15 protein-coding genes and 1 pseudogene are annotated in these 16,650 nt (G+C 38.9%); 14 read left to right on the forward strand and 2 right to left on the reverse strand.

What is annotated here, in order from left to right; all coding sequences use genetic code 11:
• Positions 1-8: 8 nt before the first annotated feature.
• From CVD28_RS17035 to CVD28_RS17055, 5 genes and pseudogenes are all read left to right on the forward strand, one after another.
• The gene (locus CVD28_RS17035; protein WP_101594066.1) at positions 9-245 is read left to right on the forward strand and encodes a DUF896 domain-containing protein; all 237 of its coding nucleotides are present in this window, start codon (positions 9-11) and stop codon (positions 243-245) included.
• Positions 246-464: 219 nt separating this feature from the next.
• Positions 465-2,471 carry a transketolase gene (gene tkt / locus CVD28_RS17040; RefSeq protein ID WP_101594073.1) on the forward strand — a complete coding sequence of 669 codons (2,007 nt, stop codon included), beginning with the start codon at positions 465-467 and terminating at the stop codon, positions 2,469-2,471.
• Positions 2,472-2,736: 265 nt separating this feature from the next.
• Positions 2,737-3,177 (forward strand): sporulation inhibitor of replication protein SirA, encoded by a 441-nt coding sequence (sirA, locus tag CVD28_RS17045; RefSeq protein WP_101594074.1) that lies wholly within the window; start codon positions 2,737-2,739, stop codon positions 3,175-3,177.
• A gap of 84 nt (positions 3,178-3,261) precedes the next feature.
• Complete coding sequence (locus CVD28_RS17050) at positions 3,262-3,474, forward strand: YneF family protein (RefSeq protein ID WP_101594075.1); 213 nt, start codon at positions 3,262-3,264, stop codon at positions 3,472-3,474.
• A gap of 262 nt (positions 3,475-3,736) precedes the next feature.
• Positions 3,737-4,545: pseudogene (locus CVD28_RS17055) on the forward strand (tyrosine-type recombinase/integrase).
• A 433-nt stretch (positions 4,546-4,978) separates the two neighbouring features.
• On the opposite strand, the gene CVD28_RS17060 reads toward CVD28_RS17055, so the two are convergent.
• Positions 4,979-5,746, reverse strand: a complete 768-nt coding sequence (locus tag CVD28_RS17060; protein WP_257985896.1) for an isochorismatase family protein — start codon at positions 5,744-5,746, stop codon at positions 4,979-4,981.
• Positions 5,747-6,001: 255 nt separating this feature from the next.
• Here CVD28_RS17060 and CVD28_RS17065 point away from each other — a divergent pair, with 255 nt between their 5' ends.
• From CVD28_RS17065 to CVD28_RS17090, 6 genes are all read left to right on the forward strand, one after another.
• Positions 6,002-6,667 carry an isochorismatase family protein gene (locus tag CVD28_RS17065; RefSeq protein WP_257985897.1) on the forward strand — a complete coding sequence of 222 codons (666 nt, stop codon included), beginning with the start codon at positions 6,002-6,004 and terminating at the stop codon, positions 6,665-6,667.
• A gap of 42 nt (positions 6,668-6,709) precedes the next feature.
• Entirely contained in the window at positions 6,710-7,600 is an 891-nt protein-coding gene (locus tag CVD28_RS17070; protein ID WP_101594077.1) for a polysaccharide deacetylase family protein, read from the forward strand.
• Positions 7,601-7,619: 19 nt separating this feature from the next.
• Complete coding sequence (locus tag CVD28_RS17075; protein WP_101594080.1) at positions 7,620-8,855, forward strand: MFS transporter; 1,236 nt, start codon at positions 7,620-7,622, stop codon at positions 8,853-8,855.
• An 844-nt stretch (positions 8,856-9,699) separates the two neighbouring features.
• A complete protein-coding gene (locus CVD28_RS28860) occupies positions 9,700-9,828 on the forward strand; it encodes a hypothetical protein (protein ID WP_257985898.1) in 129 nt (42 codons plus the stop codon).
• Between the two features lie 470 nt (positions 9,829-10,298).
• A complete protein-coding gene (locus tag CVD28_RS17085; protein WP_101594086.1) occupies positions 10,299-12,062 on the forward strand; it encodes an ABC transporter transmembrane domain-containing protein in 1,764 nt (587 codons plus the stop codon).
• Entirely contained in the window at positions 12,046-13,842 is a 1,797-nt protein-coding gene (locus tag CVD28_RS17090; protein WP_101594089.1) for an ABC transporter ATP-binding protein, read from the forward strand. The genes CVD28_RS17085 and CVD28_RS17090 overlap by 17 nt, the downstream gene beginning before the upstream one ends.
• A gap of 66 nt (positions 13,843-13,908) precedes the next feature.
• Here the strand turns inward: CVD28_RS17090 and CVD28_RS17095 are convergent, their stop codons facing one another.
• Complete coding sequence (locus CVD28_RS17095) at positions 13,909-14,076, reverse strand: aspartyl-phosphate phosphatase Spo0E family protein (RefSeq protein WP_101594091.1); 168 nt, start codon at positions 14,074-14,076, stop codon at positions 13,909-13,911.
• Positions 14,077-14,310: 234 nt separating this feature from the next.
• Between CVD28_RS17095 and CVD28_RS17100 the strand changes: the two genes are divergently transcribed.
• The 3 genes from CVD28_RS17100 (at position 14,311) to CVD28_RS17110 (ending at position 16,210) form a co-directional block, all read left to right on the forward strand.
• Positions 14,311-15,018, forward strand: a complete 708-nt coding sequence (locus CVD28_RS17100) for a cytochrome c biogenesis CcdA family protein (protein WP_101594095.1) — start codon at positions 14,311-14,313, stop codon at positions 15,016-15,018.
• Between the two features lie 159 nt (positions 15,019-15,177).
• Positions 15,178-15,537 carry a response regulator gene (locus CVD28_RS17105; RefSeq protein WP_101594097.1) on the forward strand — a complete coding sequence of 120 codons (360 nt, stop codon included), beginning with the start codon at positions 15,178-15,180 and terminating at the stop codon, positions 15,535-15,537.
• A 196-nt stretch (positions 15,538-15,733) separates the two neighbouring features.
• Positions 15,734-16,210 (forward strand): CcdC family protein, encoded by a 477-nt coding sequence (locus CVD28_RS17110; RefSeq protein WP_101594099.1) that lies wholly within the window; start codon positions 15,734-15,736, stop codon positions 16,208-16,210.
• Positions 16,211-16,650 lie beyond the last annotated feature (440 nt).

Genomic DNA, 16,650 nt, shown 5'->3' on the forward strand with positions numbered 1-16,650 from the left:
CGATTGCCATGCTGTCAAAGGAAAAAATCGCCCGCATCAATGAACTCTCTCGCAAATCTAAAGACATTGGATTGACGAAAGAAGAGGCGAAGGAACAAACACAATTAAGAAGTGAGTATTTACAGACGTTCAGGCAGTCTATGTCTAATACGCTTGAAAATGTCACTATAATTGACCCGGAAGGAAACGATGTAACTCCGGAAAAGATAAAACAGATTAAGCGGGATAAAAAGAATTTGCATTAAACTTAATGTCACCAAAAAAGAGATTATACATTGAATGTATTCTCTTTTTTTGTTTATCCTAAGGAAGATTTAGACGGATACTTTAACAAGTTTTTATTGTGTCATCAAGTTGGAATGTATTACCGTCTTTACAAAAAGCCGCATGTATTTTAGTTGTCAATATAGTATAAGAACTATAATATTAAAAAGGAGAGGCTAACTTAGGAAAGGATGTTGTTCATGTTAAATAAAATTGATGATCTTTCAATTGCAACAATCAGAACACTATCAATAGACGCGATAGAGAAGGCTAATTCCGGCCATCCCGGTTTACCAATGGGTGCTGCGCCAATGGCATATACCCTTTGGACAAGGTTCTTGAACCATAACCCTCAAAATCCTGCCTGGTTTAACAGGGACCGTTTTGTTTTATCAGCGGGACATGGTTCCATGCTGCTTTACAGCCTTTTGCATCTATCAGGTTACGGTGTTGGAATGGATGATATTAAAAACTTCCGCCAATGGGGCAGCAAAACGCCGGGACATCCTGAGTACGGACATACTCCAGGTGTTGATGCAACTACCGGGCCGCTTGGACAAGGTATCGCAATGGCGGTTGGGATGGCGATGGCAGAACGCCATTTAGCTGCAACATACAACACAAATGACTACAATGTAGTCGACCATTTTACATACAGTATTTGCGGAGATGGAGATCTGCAGGAAGGTGTTTCTGCTGAAGCAGCTTCCCTGGCAGGACACCTCAAGCTCGGCAAATTGATTGTCCTTTATGATTCAAATGATATAACCCTTGATGGGGAGCTAAACAAATCATTTAGTGAAAGCGTAGCAGAACGGTTCAAGGCTTATGGCTGGAATTATATTAGAGTCGAAAATGGAAATGATATTTCTGAAGTAGCAAATGCGATTGAGAAAGCAAAATCTGACACATCAAGGCCTACGCTGATTGAAGTGAAAACTATTATTGGCTATGGATCACCTAACCGTTCAGGCACATCTTCGGTTCACGGGGCACCGCTTGGTGAAGATGAAATGAAACTGACTAAGGAATTTTACAACTGGACATTTGACCAGGATTTCCACGTTCCTGAGGAAGTTTATGCACATTTTAAAGAGACAGTTGCAGAGTCTGGCAGCAAGAAAGAAGAAGAGTGGAATAGTTTATTCAATCAGTACAAAGAAGCCAATCCAAAGCTGGGAGAGCAGCTGGAGGCCGCCATCAATGGACAGCTCCCAGAGGGCTGGGATAAAGACATTCCTGTTTATGAAGAAGGGAAAAGTGTCGCATCCCGTGCTTCAAGCGGCGAAGTCCTTAATGCTATTGCAAAGAATCTTCCATCGTTCTTTGGTGGATCTGCAGATTTGGCTGGATCAAATAAAACTGATATCAAGGGGGCTGGGGATTTTCTTCCGGGTGATTATAGCGGACGGAATATCTGGTTCGGTGTCCGTGAATTTGCGATGGGAGCAGCGCTTAACGGAATGGCTCTACATGGAGGCCTAAACGTGTTTGCCGGAACATTCTTCGTATTTTCGGATTATCTTCGTCCAGCGATCCGCCTTGCAGCGCTTATGAACCTGCCGGTAACATATGTATTTACACATGACAGCATTGCTGTTGGTGAAGATGGTCCGACACATGAGCCAGTTGAGCAGCTTCCAGCCTTAAGGGCGATGCCGAATCTCAGTGTGATTCGCCCGGCAGATGGCAATGAGACTGCCGCAGCATGGAAGGCCGCCTTGGAATCTAAAGACCGTCCGACAGCGTTGGTGCTTACACGCCAAAACCTGCCGACACTGGCTTCTACAGCTGAAAAAGCATATGAAGGTGTTTCCAAAGGGGCATATATTGTTTCCGCTTCAGGAAAAGAACAACCAGATGCACTTCTTCTGGCTAGTGGTTCAGAAGTTAATCTCGCGGTCGATGCTCAAAAGGCTCTTTCAGCTGAAGGGATTGACGTATCTGTTATCAGTATGCCAGCTTGGGATCGTTTTGAGGAACAGTCAAAGGAATATAAGCAAAGTGTAATTTCTCCTGCTGTCAAAAAACGCCTGGCCATCGAGATGGCGGCTCCCCTAGGATGGGACCGTTACACTGGAGATGAAGGAGATATATTAGCCATCAATACGTTCGGCGCTTCTGCACCTGGTGAAAAAATTATGGAAGAATACGGTTTTACCGTACAAAACGTTGTTAGCCGTGTAAAAGCCTTACTTAATAATTAGACTTCACAAGCAGCCGGCGCTGATAGCCTGTACCTTAATAAGGTGGCAGGCGTCAGCCCGGTTTTTTTAGTGGGGAACGATCCTCCATAAAAAAACAAAAAAGATGTAAATTTACAGTTTTCGTGAAAAGCGTTATAGTAAAAGAAAGTAACTATCAGAAAATTTCCAATTCGACAAAATAAGAAAATATTTTTTTCACGAACCAACATATCTTTCCGGTTTTCGTCTATATAATAATAGAAAAGCTTGGCAAGGAGGCGGTTATATGCGAAACTATCTTATTTACTTAATAGAAGAAGAATTTGCCCGTCATTATTATGGCAGAGAAAAACTATTCTTTAATCTGTTTTTAGAGCATAATGTTGCCACCGGAATAAAAAAAGATATTTTGCAGAAGCAAATTGAATTTGTAACCAAGCCAATACCTACCTTGCATATTCAGAACTTATTCGAACAGCTTTCCGTTGGAAGAAAGGATTTTTCTTTCCAAAAAGGGGTATATTATATAGAAAAGAAAAATGGCAGAAGCAAAGCAACATTAACTTTACACCAAAAACATCTTGCTATTAAAGCAGAAGGCAACTTTGAAGCAGAGACTTCTTTCTTTGAAAGCATACGGAAGTGTGAACCTTGCTTTTTGGCATTGGATCTTGAAAATCGGCGATATGGCTGGCTGAAGCCTATAAAAGAAAGAAAATTTGTGTAAACAGAGGAAATCATGCGGTGTATATTGTATAATAAACATTGGTCTAGTACACTGTATGATAGACAACACGAAGGAGGAAGTAATATGTGGGAAATCATTCTAGCTAGTATTCTGGCTCTAGTTGTCGGAATTGCGCTAGGGTTTTTCATTGCTCGCCGCTATATGATGAGCTACTTGAAGAAAAATCCGCCAATTAATGAACAAATGCTGAAAATGATGATGATGCAAATGGGTATGAAACCATCTCAGAAGAAAATCAACCAAATGATGAGCCAGATGCAAAAGGCCCAAAAATAAGGCAAGCCCTTGAAAGCTTGATATAATAGGCTTTTATATAGATTTCACTCATTTGTTGAAAGCAAAGTTACTGGTTTGAAAATTACTTAGAGTGAATTTTTCTCAGTAATTTCAATGAATTTTGCTTAATTTTTCTTTTTCTTAAAAAATGCTATCTTTTCTGATAAAAAATTCAGGGAGGTGGCATTTTTTTATGGACTTAGAAGACGTTTTTGAAGAGTATTTATACCATTGCTTAGCTCGTGGCTTTACCAATAAGACCATGATTAACAAACGACAAGAATACAAGCAGATTAAGCAATTCCTGCAAGAAAAATTAGCAATCACCGAATTAGAAAGTGTTACAGCTTACGATTTGAAAGCTTACATAAGAGAAAAGCAGAAATCTGGATTACAACCACAAAGTATTGTCTCAATGTGGAAAATGGTTGCTGCATTCTTCAATTGGTGTGAAAGGGTGGGTTATCTTAAAGAGAGTATTATTAAGAAAGTCGATATACCCAAAGTTCCAAAGAAGGTTTTGGAAGGACTCACGGGTGAGGAAGTACATGAAATGATTGAAGTATTCACCTATAAAAACTATATCGAGACAAGAAATAAGGCAATTATCACAATGTTAGCTGACTGTGGTCTAAGAGCAATGGAAATCAGAGGGTTACAGTCCGTAAATGTGAAGGATACTACGATTTTAGTAAATGGAAAAGGTAATAAAGAACGGATTGTTTTTATTAGTCCGGCATTGAAACGGATCTTAATCAAGTATGAGCGAATCAAAAAGCAGTATTTCAAAGAAAAATCACTCAAAAAAATTATTTTTTAACCTATACAGGAAACGGAATATCACATGTCGGATTAGACAATGTTATAAAAGAAGCTGGGAAAAGGGCAAAAATCACGGGGAAAAGGGTTAGCCCTCACAGTTTTCGCCACTTCTTTTCGGTCCCATGCCTTACTGCAGGGATTGATGTGTATAGCCTTTCGAGGCTTCTCGGACACGCTGACATATCCGTCACACAGAGGTACTTACAATCTTTGAGTAACGATCAATCATATCATCAAGCCCATGAATGAATATAGGAAGATAAAAAATAATTCATCAAAATCAGTATTAAAATAAAAAAAGACGCACCCACGGCAATTGGTACGCCTCGCTAAAACTTTATCTGATAAATAAAATTTAGCTTGTGACAATTCTATTTGTCATGCAATTTTTTAGGGCAAGCGTCTCTCTCGGGACAGAGAATAATGGAGAAATTGAAATACTCATATACAACAGTACCAATCATTCGATTCTATAGATGGAATGGATAAGTCAGTTTCTAATAGCAAATCATTACTTTTTCCACTCTTATTGACCGTTTCACAAGTTGATGTTCATAGGCACTGGGTGTAAAGTAACCAACTTAGTATGTACGACAATTTTAATATAAATGCCCAATTATTTAGCTGCTTCAATATTTTTCTGTCTGGGAAGAGGTATCGCGGACAAACATTGTGAAAATAGTTACTTCGTTCGGCCGAATAAATACTGAATTACCTCAGCAACTGAAAGCACGTCGGCAAACTTTCTATCTAGGTCTGATAGATTGTTCCTGTGTACATGTTCATCTCGGTCACCTACAGCTTCCATTGGGACGATAGGTCGTATCCCGTACTGAATGGTTTCCGCTGATACAGCCCGAATAGCACCACTTGTTGAAAAGCCACAAATAATTAAAGTATCGCAATTATGCTTTCTCAATTCGTTTAACAGAGTTGACTGATAGTATATTGAAACATATTTAGAGTAGATATGAATATCGTTTTTTTTCTGCTTAATTCTATTATCTAGTTGAACCCAGCTTGAATCAGGAGTAAGGGCTTTCATTCCTTCTATTTTCTTGGCCCATATTGTTAGCCCTGGGTCCCCGTCCTCATAATACGAATGTGAGAAGATTACCGGACAGTCTGTTTTATGGGCTGCATACACAAGATCATTAATATTTTCTACTTCTTTGTTCCAATCGCCATGCATTGGTGACTCTTTGCTTGTAAACGCATTAATACAATCAACTACTAATAAAACAGGGCTTTTACCAAATCCAATTTTTCCAAAAAAACCCCGGCTGATAAAATATTGTTCAATCTCCGCAACGGAATAACGCCTTTGCCCGCCAGGTGTGTAATGGACTCGGATTCCATAACCTTTCACTTGTCCATTCTCTTCTAAACGTCGTATTGTAGTCGGAGATATACCTAAAAGTTTTGATGCTTCATTTATAGATATAAACAATAATAATCTCCCCCTGCACAAGATAATTAAACAAAGTAGAACCAATTGAGTATGCAGTTATTCCAAGTATAACAAAATAAGTAACAAAATAAATGAGAATATTTATGACAAGAATTACGGGCTAACTTTAAGTCGAATTTTGTTGAAAATTTTCAGAATATTTATAATTGACTGTATTTAGTCCGTGCCTGTATAATCACAATTGTAATAGTTTGATTAAGTTTGGATAAGTTTTTATGGAAAGGGGGACGTGAGTTGTCTCAAAATGGCTTTAATATGGAGGAAGAACAATTTTTAAAAGAAAGGGGGTTTGGTTTAACGATTGGGTTTGGAGTACGCCCTGCAATCCTTGTAATCGATATGGTAAATGCTTTTACGGATTACAAAAATCCGGAAATGTTATTGGCCGCCAATCTAGACAAGCAAATAGTCGAGATTAAACAGATTCTGGATGTTGCCCGCCGAAAACAAATTCCAATTATCTTTACAACTGTTGCATATGATGATGGAGATTTAAAGGATGCAGGGGTATGGGCCAGGAAGCAAAAGGGGGTAATTACTCTACGCAACCACACGCCAGAGGTACAAGTAAATCCTGCCCTGGAGTACCAAAATAATGAGATGCTTTTAGTTAAAAAGTATGCTTCTGCATTTTTTGGAACCGATTTGATTCCTCGCTTGGTTTCACAACAGGTAGATACATTAATCATTACCGGGTGCACCACTAGCGGCTGCGTACGTGCAACTGCAGTAGATGCTATCTCGAGTGGATACCGGCCGATTGTGGTGAGTGACGCTGTTGGCGATAGGTTACAAAGTGCCCATGAGCAGAGTTTGTTAGATTTACAAGCCAAGTATGCCGATGTGACAGGGACACAGGATGTAATATCTTATCTGGAAGAATTAGATAATCCAATCTAATTGAGATTCTCTCAATCATTAACAAATTGGAGGAGAAAAAATATGAACAATACACGTTTTGACTACTCACCAATTATTGATCGGAAACCATTTAAGTTGCCAAATAATGCAAGAGTCGCCCTATGGGTCATTCCAAATATTGAACACTTTCATATCGACCGTCCTTCCACGTCGATTGTTCCTGTGACGGTAGGCCTGGTACCAGATATCCTTAATTATTCTTGGCGTGACTACGGAGTACGCGTCGGGATATGGAGATTGATGGAAATTATGGAGAAATACGGAGTGCGAGGGACTGTAGCATTAAATTCTGAGGTTTGTGAACATTATCCTAGAATCATTGAGGAAGGAAATAAGTTAGGTTGGGAATGGATGGGTCATGGACAAACAAATTCGCGTTTTATGGCTAATATGACTGAAGAAGAAGAGAGGATCGTCATCAAGGATGTAATCAGCACCATTGAAAGGTCGACTGGCGTAAGACCGAAGGGATGGCTTAGCCCTGCATTGACCGAAACCTTTAATACACCGGATCTCTTGGCGGAAGAGGGCATTGAATATGTAGCCAATTGGGTTAATGATGAGCAGCCATATCCTTTAAAGGTGAGGAAAAATTCTTTGATCTCTGTTCCGTACTCTATCGAGATTAATGATATCCCTGCATTTTTGGACTTGGGCAGGACAGGTGAAGAATTCTATCAGATGATGGTGGATACATTTGATGTCTTATATGAAGAAGGAGGAAACAGTCCTCGGGTCATGGCTATTTCCCTCCATCCATTCCTTATTAGCCATCCGCATCGAAGTAAATATCTTGAAAAGGCTCTAAATCATATTACCAGTCATAAAGATGTTTGGATAACCACGGGAGCGGAGATTTCAGATCACTATAAACGAAATTACTTAACGATGGAGAGTTTAATTAAATCCTAATTGTTGAGGGGGGCTGAATTTGGGGAGAAATACTTATTTGACCAAAGTGCTAACAATTCATTGGCTAATTTGGGGTTTTGTGGCGCTGGATAGGCTGATTATCGGCTATGCAATGCCAGCCATAGCTCCTGAATTGCATTTGAATCAGGCTCAAATTTCCTGGATTTTTGCTGTACTTTCCATTAGCTGGGGATTTTTTGCTTATATCGGTGGGGGGGTCTCCGACCAGATTGGCAGAAAAAGGGTGATTGTACCTGCAACATTTATCTTTACGCTGCTTTCATGGGGAACTGGTTTTGTAAAATCTTTCGGTGCCATGCTTGGCGTTCGGGCATTGATGGGAGCAGCGGAAGGCGCTTATTACCCTTCGGCGACAGCGTTATTGACTGATGTAGCTGATAAAGAAAAAAGGGGTATGGTAATTGGTATTCATCAATCTGCTTTCCCTTTAATGGGTGGATTACTTGGACCGTTGTATGTAACAGCGGTAATAGGTTTTTTCCACGACTGGAGAATGGTTTTCTATCTCACACTCATTCCGGGAATCATTTTAGCCATCGTACATTGGAAATTTGTTAACGAATCCCCGAAAGTCACAATAGAGCATGCTGCAAGTACGAGTGTGAAAGTCAACTGGACAGAACCATTTAAATCAAGGAACGTCATTCTTACAACTATTATTATGATATTTTTTATGTCTTGGACGATTCTGTTTATCGTTTTTGGTGCAACTTATTTGACCCAAGAAAGGGGTCTAAGCTTGGGAGTCGCCAATGGTATTATGTCGGCTTGGGGAATTGGAGCCTTTTTAGGAATGCCGATTTTGTCGTCGCTTTCTGATCGGGTAGGCCGAAAGAAAGTATTGATAACCGGCATGATTTTATGCGGAGTATTTACTTTATTGTTCTTTTTCTCTCCAACAAATTTCTGGGCGTTATTTATATTGATGTTACTTGCCGGGGGATTCGGTCAGGGAGTTTATCCGATATTCACCGCTCTTATTCCTGCTGAATCTGTACCGGAGCATGTGAAAGGAGCTGCGATCGGTGTTCCGCTTGCGGTCGGTGAGATTATTGGTGGTGGTTTCTTCCCAGCAATAATAGCCACTATTGCGTTCAATTATGGTTTTGGCCTGTCATTCATCGGCATCCTTTCAGGTATTGCTGTAATTGTATGTGCCTTCATTGCATTTGGAATTAAAGAAACAATTTCAGTTCATGCAGACACATCACAAAATACAATTACCCATCATTAAAGCAGATTTCTTGGGAAAATGCCCTTTTTAGCTCAAGAAGAGGCATGTACTTCTAAGAAAAATATGCATTTTTTTCTCATCTTGTCGGTGAGGGGAATTGTAGGATACAGTTTGACTTGCTGTATCCTTTTGTAATTGTTTGAAAACTGGGGGCAGGAAAACAAAAAAAACTGATGGTATATGAACCTATGTTTTCTTTCGTACTAGGGATGTTGAAGAAAAAAGGGACAAGGAGTCATTCATTTTTTTGAGAGTAATAAAGTGAATGATTCTTAACAAGGGGAGATATAAAACTACATTTAATAGTAAACAACATCATTAAAATCAATGTCTTCTATAAACTAATCCGAAACCACTTTTCAATTGGGTCCTCACTCATTGAAAGGTGGTTTTTTGTTGGAAGTTTAAACTTGCAAGTTATTCCTATTCTATTCTTACTGTCAGCGTAGAGGTAGACCGGCACTGAATATTTCCCTATAATCAAATTGCATGTTTGCTTAATAACATAATTCAATGGACGTGAGCTGAATTAACAATATTGATACTCTTTTACAGACGTTAGTTCCTCAGGCAAGGAAAAATAGCTGGCACACCTGTATTGGGTGCCAAATGCAGTTCACTTATTGACGGCAAGAAAGATCTTAGAAAAGAGGTACATCCTGATAAAGGAACATGAATTTGATATTCAATTCTTCGACAATGGTTGTATTTTTATGAGGTCATAAAAGAAAAAGGAGACCATACGATAAAAGGGATAATTAATAAAATAGAGGTTGGAGACTGGCTGTAGGACTTTTCTTTTCTGTTAACAACCAATCAATTCGCAACCAAGCAGGATAGAGAAATGCTTCAGAACAATTATCATCAAATGATTTATTTGCCTGAATCGCCTGCAGAAACTATTCAGTTTTTGCAATTGGATTTCCGTTCAGGTTTTAATAGTAAAATGCCAAATGGGGATTTTGCTGGGTGAACCATAATAGTTCATTTTATAGGAGTGAAGGGCTTCTTTGTCCACGCAGAAATTGCATCATCAATAGCTTGGGCGTGATTTGGGGTACTAAAGAGGAAGCAGATTTCATTATGAAAAATGTTTTATTAATCACGAGGAAATTTGGCTGCAAAAGTAATTTTAGAATTTACCCTACAGCAAAAGCTTTTATGGATGATTTTTTAATAATAATAAAAAACATTTCAAACAAGAGTATATAAGTTAGTGAAATTTTATACTCTGCTTTTTTCATTAAGTGTTGGAGTCTACATAGGAAAGATTTTCAGGGTTTATGGATATTATTATTTTAAAGGATAAAATCTTGAAAAATTCTTATTTATCAGATAGTAAAAATTTGGTAAACTGTTTAGGGATTCTAATATTAGGGCTTTTTTTGATTAGATTATAAAAAAGGCGAAATGCGCGCCACAATTCACTCGGGGGAATACATATTGAAAGTTTTCAGGCAATTAATGTGGTTTTTCAGGCAAGAAAAAAACTCTTATATATTGGGAATATTGCTGCTATGCATGGTCGCGGTTCTGCAATTGGTTCCTCCTAAAATAATTGGGATCATTGTAGATCTAATTGAAAACCGCGAGCTTACAATTAAAACACTTTTTAAATGGATGGGATATCTTGCACTTGCGGGACTGGTGATGTATGGCCTGAGGTATTACTGGAGGATTATGATTTTCGGTTCTGCCGTTAAATTGTCCCGTCAGCTTCGAAATCAGCTGTATGACCATTTTACAAATATGTCGCAGGCTTTTTATAAAAGAAAACGGATTGGTGATTTAATGGCGCATGCCACCAATGATCTGCAGGCAATTCAGCAGACAGCTGGGGCAGGAGTGTTAACACTCGTAGATTCACTGGCTACAGGGGGATTTGTTATTGTTGCCATGTCACTGATAAATTGGAAACTTACCCTGATCTGCCTGCTGCCTATGCCAATTATGGCTTATCTCACAAGCTATTACGGCACTCTTTTGCATAATAGGTTTCATAAAGCTCAGGAAGCGTTCTCGGATTTAAATGATAAAACCCAGGAAAGTATTAATGGGATTAAAGTGATTAAAACCTTTGGGCAGGAAAAAGAAGATATTGATGCCTTCAGGAAACAATCTTTTGAAGTTGTAAGAAAGAACATTGCAGTTGCCAGGGTAGATGCATTATTTGACCCCACGATCTCGGTAATTGTCGGCCTCTCATATTTTTTGACTGTCGCTGTTGGGGCCCGCTTTGTACTATCTGGCGAAATGTCGATTGGAGACCTTGTTTCATTTTCTTCGTATTTAGGTTTATTAATCTGGCCTATGCTGGCATTTGGCTGGCTGTTTAATATTGTTGAAAGAGGCAGGGCTTCATACGACCGGGTTCAAAACCTTCTTAACGAAAAAGCGGATATCGCAGATAAGGAGAATGCTATTCAAAGTGCTCCGGCAGGTGATTTAGTTTTCCGGATTTCAGCCTTCCGGTTTCCCGACGACGCCCATCCTGTCTTGAAAAATATCACATTTAATTTAAAACGCGGTGAAACCCTGGGAGTGGCCGGCAAAACTGGATCAGGAAAAACCTCTTTGCTAAAGCTGCTCACAAGAGAATTTGACCAATATGAAGGAACCATCCAATTTGGAGGGAATGAAATTAAAGAATTCAGTATCCAGCATTTTCGAAATTCGATAGGTTATGTTCCACAGGATCATTTTCTGTTTTCCGCAACTGTTGCTGATAATATTGCATTCGCCCGGCCGGAAGCGGGTTATTCAGAAATAATGGATGCGGCCCAGTCTGCACATATCCATAATGACATCCTGCAATTTTCAGAAGGCTATGAAACAGTGGTCGGAGAAAGGGGTGTTTCTTTATCGGGGGGGCAGAAGCAAAGAATCTCAATTGCCCGGGCGCTTATTAAAAATCCGGAGCTGCTTATCCTGGATGATTCCTTATCTGCTGTAGATGCCCGTACCGAGGAAATGATTCTGCAGAACTTAAAGGAGAACCGAAACGGAAAAACAACAATTATTACTGCGCATAGGCTGAGCGCTATCCAGCACGCCAATTTAATTATAGTCTTGAACGAGGGAACCATCGTCCAAAGCGGGACACACCAGCAGCTTATGAGTGTGCATGGCTGGTATAAAGACATGTTCATCCGTCAGCAGCTGGAAGAACTTGTAGAGCATGGAGGAGGACATGGAAGAAAAAATTAAAACAATAAGCGCCAAAGAGCAGCGAATTGTTATAAAGCGCTTGCTGAATTATACGAAACCGCATAAGAAATTAATCTTGATGGCTTTTTTCTGCCTGTTTTTAACAACGCTCGGTGATATTGCAGGACCATTATTGGTGAAAATTTTCTTAGACGATTATTTAACGAAAAATAATATTGTGTTTGGACCGCTTGCCATACTTGCTGGCTCTTTTTTGACCATTCAAGTACTGAATTTTTTTATTAGCTATTATCAGCTTCTAAAATTTCAGGAGATTGCTTTAAAGATCATACAGGAGCTAAGAGTTGATACTTTCTCAAAGGTCCATCAGCTGGGGTTAAAGTATTTTGACCAAACACCTGGCGGAAGTACTGTATCGCGGATCACTAATGATACCGAGGCAATAAAAGATATGTTTGTTACTGTACTGGGTACATTTGTACAAAGCTTTTTCCTGCTTGGCGGAATTCTGACCGCGATGTTTTTCCTGAATGTTAAGCTGGCAATATTCTGTCTCTTTCTTCTGCCGCTCTTATATTTTGTAATTAAGAAATACAGGGAGCACAGTTCAAGATTTTATCAGGAAATGCGCGAACGGCTTAGTCAGATGAATGCAAAAATAAATGAATCTCTTCAAGGAATGGCGATAATCCAAGTCTTTAATCAAGAACGCCGGCTCCGCCAGGAATTTAAACAAGTAAACGAAATGCATTTTTCGGCGGGAATGAAGAATATAAAAGTGGAAGGATTATTGCTTCGTCCCGCAATCGATTTGATTTATGTTCTAGCTATTATGATCGTTTTAAGCTATTTTGGAATATCATCCTTCCAATCGCCCATTGAAATAGGAGTACTGTATGCTTTTATTAATTACATAGACCGATTCTTTGAGCCGGTCAATCAGGTAATGCAGCGATTATCGTTATTTCAGCAGGCGATCATTGCGGCTTCCCGTGTATTTAAGGTTTTGGATGAAGGTGAATTAGCACCGGCATACACGGGTGGGGACGTTAACAACATTACAGCAGGGAAAATTGAATTTAAGAATGTCAGCTTTTCATACGATGACAAAAGAGATGTTCTAAAAAATATATCTTTTACTGTCATGCCAGGAGAAACTGTAGCTCTTGTTGGGCATACTGGGAGCGGAAAAAGCTCTATTATTAACTTAATGATGAGGTTCTATGAATTCAACAGGGGAGATATCCTAATAGACGAAGTCACAATCAAGGATTATCATAATGAAGAGCTGCGCAGGAAAATGGGGCTGGTTCTTCAGGATCCGTTTTTATTCTTTGGGACTGTCAAAGACAATATCCGGCTTAATAAAGAGGCGATATCTGATCATGATATTCGTGAAGCTGCCGAGTTTGTACAGGCGCATAAGTTTATTGAACAGCTTCCAGAGGGGTATGACCATAAAGTGGCTGAAAGAGGTTCTACATTTTCAAGCGGTCAGAGACAGCTGATCGCCTTTGCAAGGACCATTGCTTCCAACCCCAAAATTTTGGTGCTGGATGAGGCAACAGCCAGCATTGATACTGAGACAGAGGAAGCCATACAGGCTGCTCTTGAGAAAATGCGAAGAGGGCGAACGACCATTGCCATCGCTCACAGGCTTTCTACAATCCAGGATGCCGACACCATACTTGTGCTCCACCAGGGAGAAATAGTAGAGAGAGGCACCCATCAGCAGCTTCTTCAGAAACAGGGACTATATTATAAAATGTATTTGCTTCAAAACGGATTGGCCGACAGGTTTGAAAATGCGGTTCATTAAGTTTAAGCCGGTGGATACGGAAGACTGGAGAGTTGCGGTGGACCAAGCAGCGGAGAGTAACAGCATTTAATTAATATTATTTTTTAAATATTTGGTATTATAAAGGTTTAATAACCGGTCTAATTCCTGGCTATGTTTTACGGTGATATGAGAACTCAACCCATTTTTCAGTACTACCAGGAATAGTTCCAGTCTCTTTTCTTCAATTAGTTCAAGAAGCTCTTGTTTTAACACGGCTGAGACCTCTCATTTATTGGGATTATTAAATAAGTATAATAGAGTGTGAATTTAAATTCAAATGAGTAGGCCTAATATGATTAAAATTGTATTCAAATATATGATGAAAAAAGAACTTATTTGAATAAATAAACATCTAAGCAGCCATACAAAATTCACAAAAGGATTCATATCTTTATACGTATTGATTTGTTAGAATAATATAAGAGGTCAATTTAGGAGTTGTAAGTAATGAATGATGTAAATGTTTTCCTTGCCTTTGGTGCAGGGGTTCTTAGTTTTATTTCACCCTGCTGTTTACCGCTGTATCCAGCGTTTTTATCTTATATTACTGGTATGAGTGTAGGAGAAATAAAAACAGATAACGCTATGCTGCAGCGGCGGAGTATGCTTCATACTATTTTCTTTTTGCTCGGTTTTTCTGTCATTTTTATTGCAATTGGCTTTGGTGCTTCATTTATAGGAAGTTTCTTTAACACATATAAAGACTTGATCAGACAAATCGGCGCAATTGTTATTGTATTCTTCGGTTTTGTTATTATCGGGCTTTTCCAGCCGAAATTTCTTATGCAGGATAAGCGTTTCGAATTTAAACGGAGGCCTAGCGGTTACCTTGGTTCATCATTAATTGGGATGGCCTTTGCTGCAGGATGGACACCGTGTACAGGACCTATCCTGATGGCTGTACTGGCGCTTGCTGCAACCAATCCAAGCTCCAGCTTGTTTTACATGATTGCCTATATATTGGGCTTTGCGATTCCGTTTTTCATCCTATCTTTCTTCATCGGAAAACTGAAATGGATCAGAAAACATAGTCATATAATTGTAAATGTCGGTGGGTATATCATGATTTTTATGGGAATTTTATTATTCTTTGATTTGATGACAAAAATCATTATCTGGCTTTCCCCGCTTTTTGGCGGTTTTACGGGATTTTAATAGTTTTATCTTAACTTTGATTCCAATTTTGTCGCATTTTTTTCATTGATATTAGACTTTAGGTTAGTTATATTTAACAATATGTATATAGGTAAAATAATCTATTTTCTATGGCGATATATTTTCAACCGTGGTTTCAATGGCGAGGAGGATCCAGCAGTGACTAGAATATTGATAGTTGATGATGCAAAATTTATGAGAATAACTCTTTGTAATATCTTGAAAAAAGCTGATTTTGAAATTGCAGGTGAAGGAGAGAACGGAAGGCAGGCAATTGAAATGTTCCGTGAACTTAAACCTGATCTGGTCATAATGGACATCACGATGCCTGAATTAAGCGGTCTTGATGCAATAAAACAAATTAAGCTGGAGTTTCCCCAAGCTAAGGTAATTATGTGTTCGGCTATGGGACAGCAAAAAATGGTGATGGAAGCAATTGAAGCCGGTGCAAAAGATTTTATCATTAAGCCATTCGATGAAAACCGGGTACTTGAAGCAGTAAGCCGGGTTCTCAGTTGACCGTTAGAATGCTCTAACGGTTTTTTGCTGATTTGGAAAGCTAGCTATTGAATTCCTTCAAAATGAAGTATTTCTATTGGAGAGTTTTCTAAACTATAAAATTTCAGTTACCTCCCAGTGAATCCTTTTTTTCACCATCTCTATAGGCTATAATAAGGGAGAACTTTATCCTACATACATAAAGGAATGAAAATATTTGATTTATTTGTCTACTGGTTTTGCTATATTCATGGCTATTCTGGTGATGTTTATCAGAATGAAAGCGGCAAAACGGCCGGTGTCAGCCAGAAAAATAATTTTGCCCCCTATTTTTATGAGTACTGGGGCACTTATGTTTATTCACCCTATGTTCAGAGTAACATTATTGGAAGTCTTAGAGGCTTTGACAGTAGGTTTGCTATTTTCCATCTTATTAATAAAAACATCTAATTTTGAAATCAGAGACAAACATATATATCTTAAAAGGTCAAAAGCTTTTGCTTTTATCCTGATTGGACTTTTGATCATCAGAATTATTGCGAAACTGATTTTAAGTTCCTCGATAGATGTCGGAGAACTGAGCGGGATGTTCTGGATCCTTGCGTTTGGAATGATTGTTCCTTGGCGTGCTGCTATGTATATGCAGTACAAAAAGCTGGAAAATGAATTGAATAAGAGAGTAAAGATAAAGTAAAACAAATCGCTCACCCTTGTGGTGGGTTTTTTATTCAGTGGGAAAATATATTTTTTTAACTTTAGTCTTGTGTTAGCAAAAAAGCGGCTCAGTATTCTGCAGTGCCGCTTTTCTATCGGTCCAGTTTTTGGCAGGCCAAACTTAATGCTATAGGATGCTCTTTTGAGGATTGTGGCGAAAATGCCGACTTAATCTCTTTTCAGCAAAAAAATTATTGGCTAATACACTCATTATGTTTCCCCATGAAACTCACACTTTGATCCCGCTATGCTACCAAATAGATATCAATTGATATCTTACTGCTATCAGAATTTTTTCTTTAGATGAAGTAAGTTAGGAAATTAATGAAAAGATTGGCGAAAATTAAACTGCTCTGTATGTCTACTCTTGGCTGCAGTGAGATCTCAGCTAATATTGCAGTCTACTATTTCGAAGTTTTC

Source organism: Bacillus sp. M6-12, from assembly GCF_002860285.1.
Classification (GTDB): domain Bacteria; phylum Bacillota; class Bacilli; order Bacillales; family DSM-1321; genus Peribacillus.

Bases quoted from the DNA above. Each gene is read 5' to 3' on its own strand.
- CVD28_RS17035 (WP_101594066.1), top strand. From the start codon at position 9: ATGCTGTCAAAGGAAAAAATCGCCCGCATCAATGAACTCTCTCGCAAA.
- tkt (WP_101594073.1), top strand. From the start codon at position 465: ATGTTAAATAAAATTGATGATCTTTCAATTGCAACAATCAGAACACTA.
- sirA (WP_101594074.1), top strand. From the start codon at position 2,737: ATGCGAAACTATCTTATTTACTTAATAGAAGAAGAATTTGCCCGTCAT.
- CVD28_RS17050 (WP_101594075.1), top strand. From the start codon at position 3,262: ATGTGGGAAATCATTCTAGCTAGTATTCTGGCTCTAGTTGTCGGAATT.
- CVD28_RS17070 (WP_101594077.1), top strand. From the start codon at position 6,710: ATGAACAATACACGTTTTGACTACTCACCAATTATTGATCGGAAACCA.
- CVD28_RS28860 (WP_257985898.1), top strand. From the start codon at position 9,700: ATGCTTCAGAACAATTATCATCAAATGATTTATTTGCCTGAATCGCCT.
- CVD28_RS17090 (WP_101594089.1), top strand. From the start codon at position 12,046: ATGGAAGAAAAAATTAAAACAATAAGCGCCAAAGAGCAGCGAATTGTT.
- CVD28_RS17100 (WP_101594095.1), top strand. From the start codon at position 14,311: ATGAATGATGTAAATGTTTTCCTTGCCTTTGGTGCAGGGGTTCTTAGT.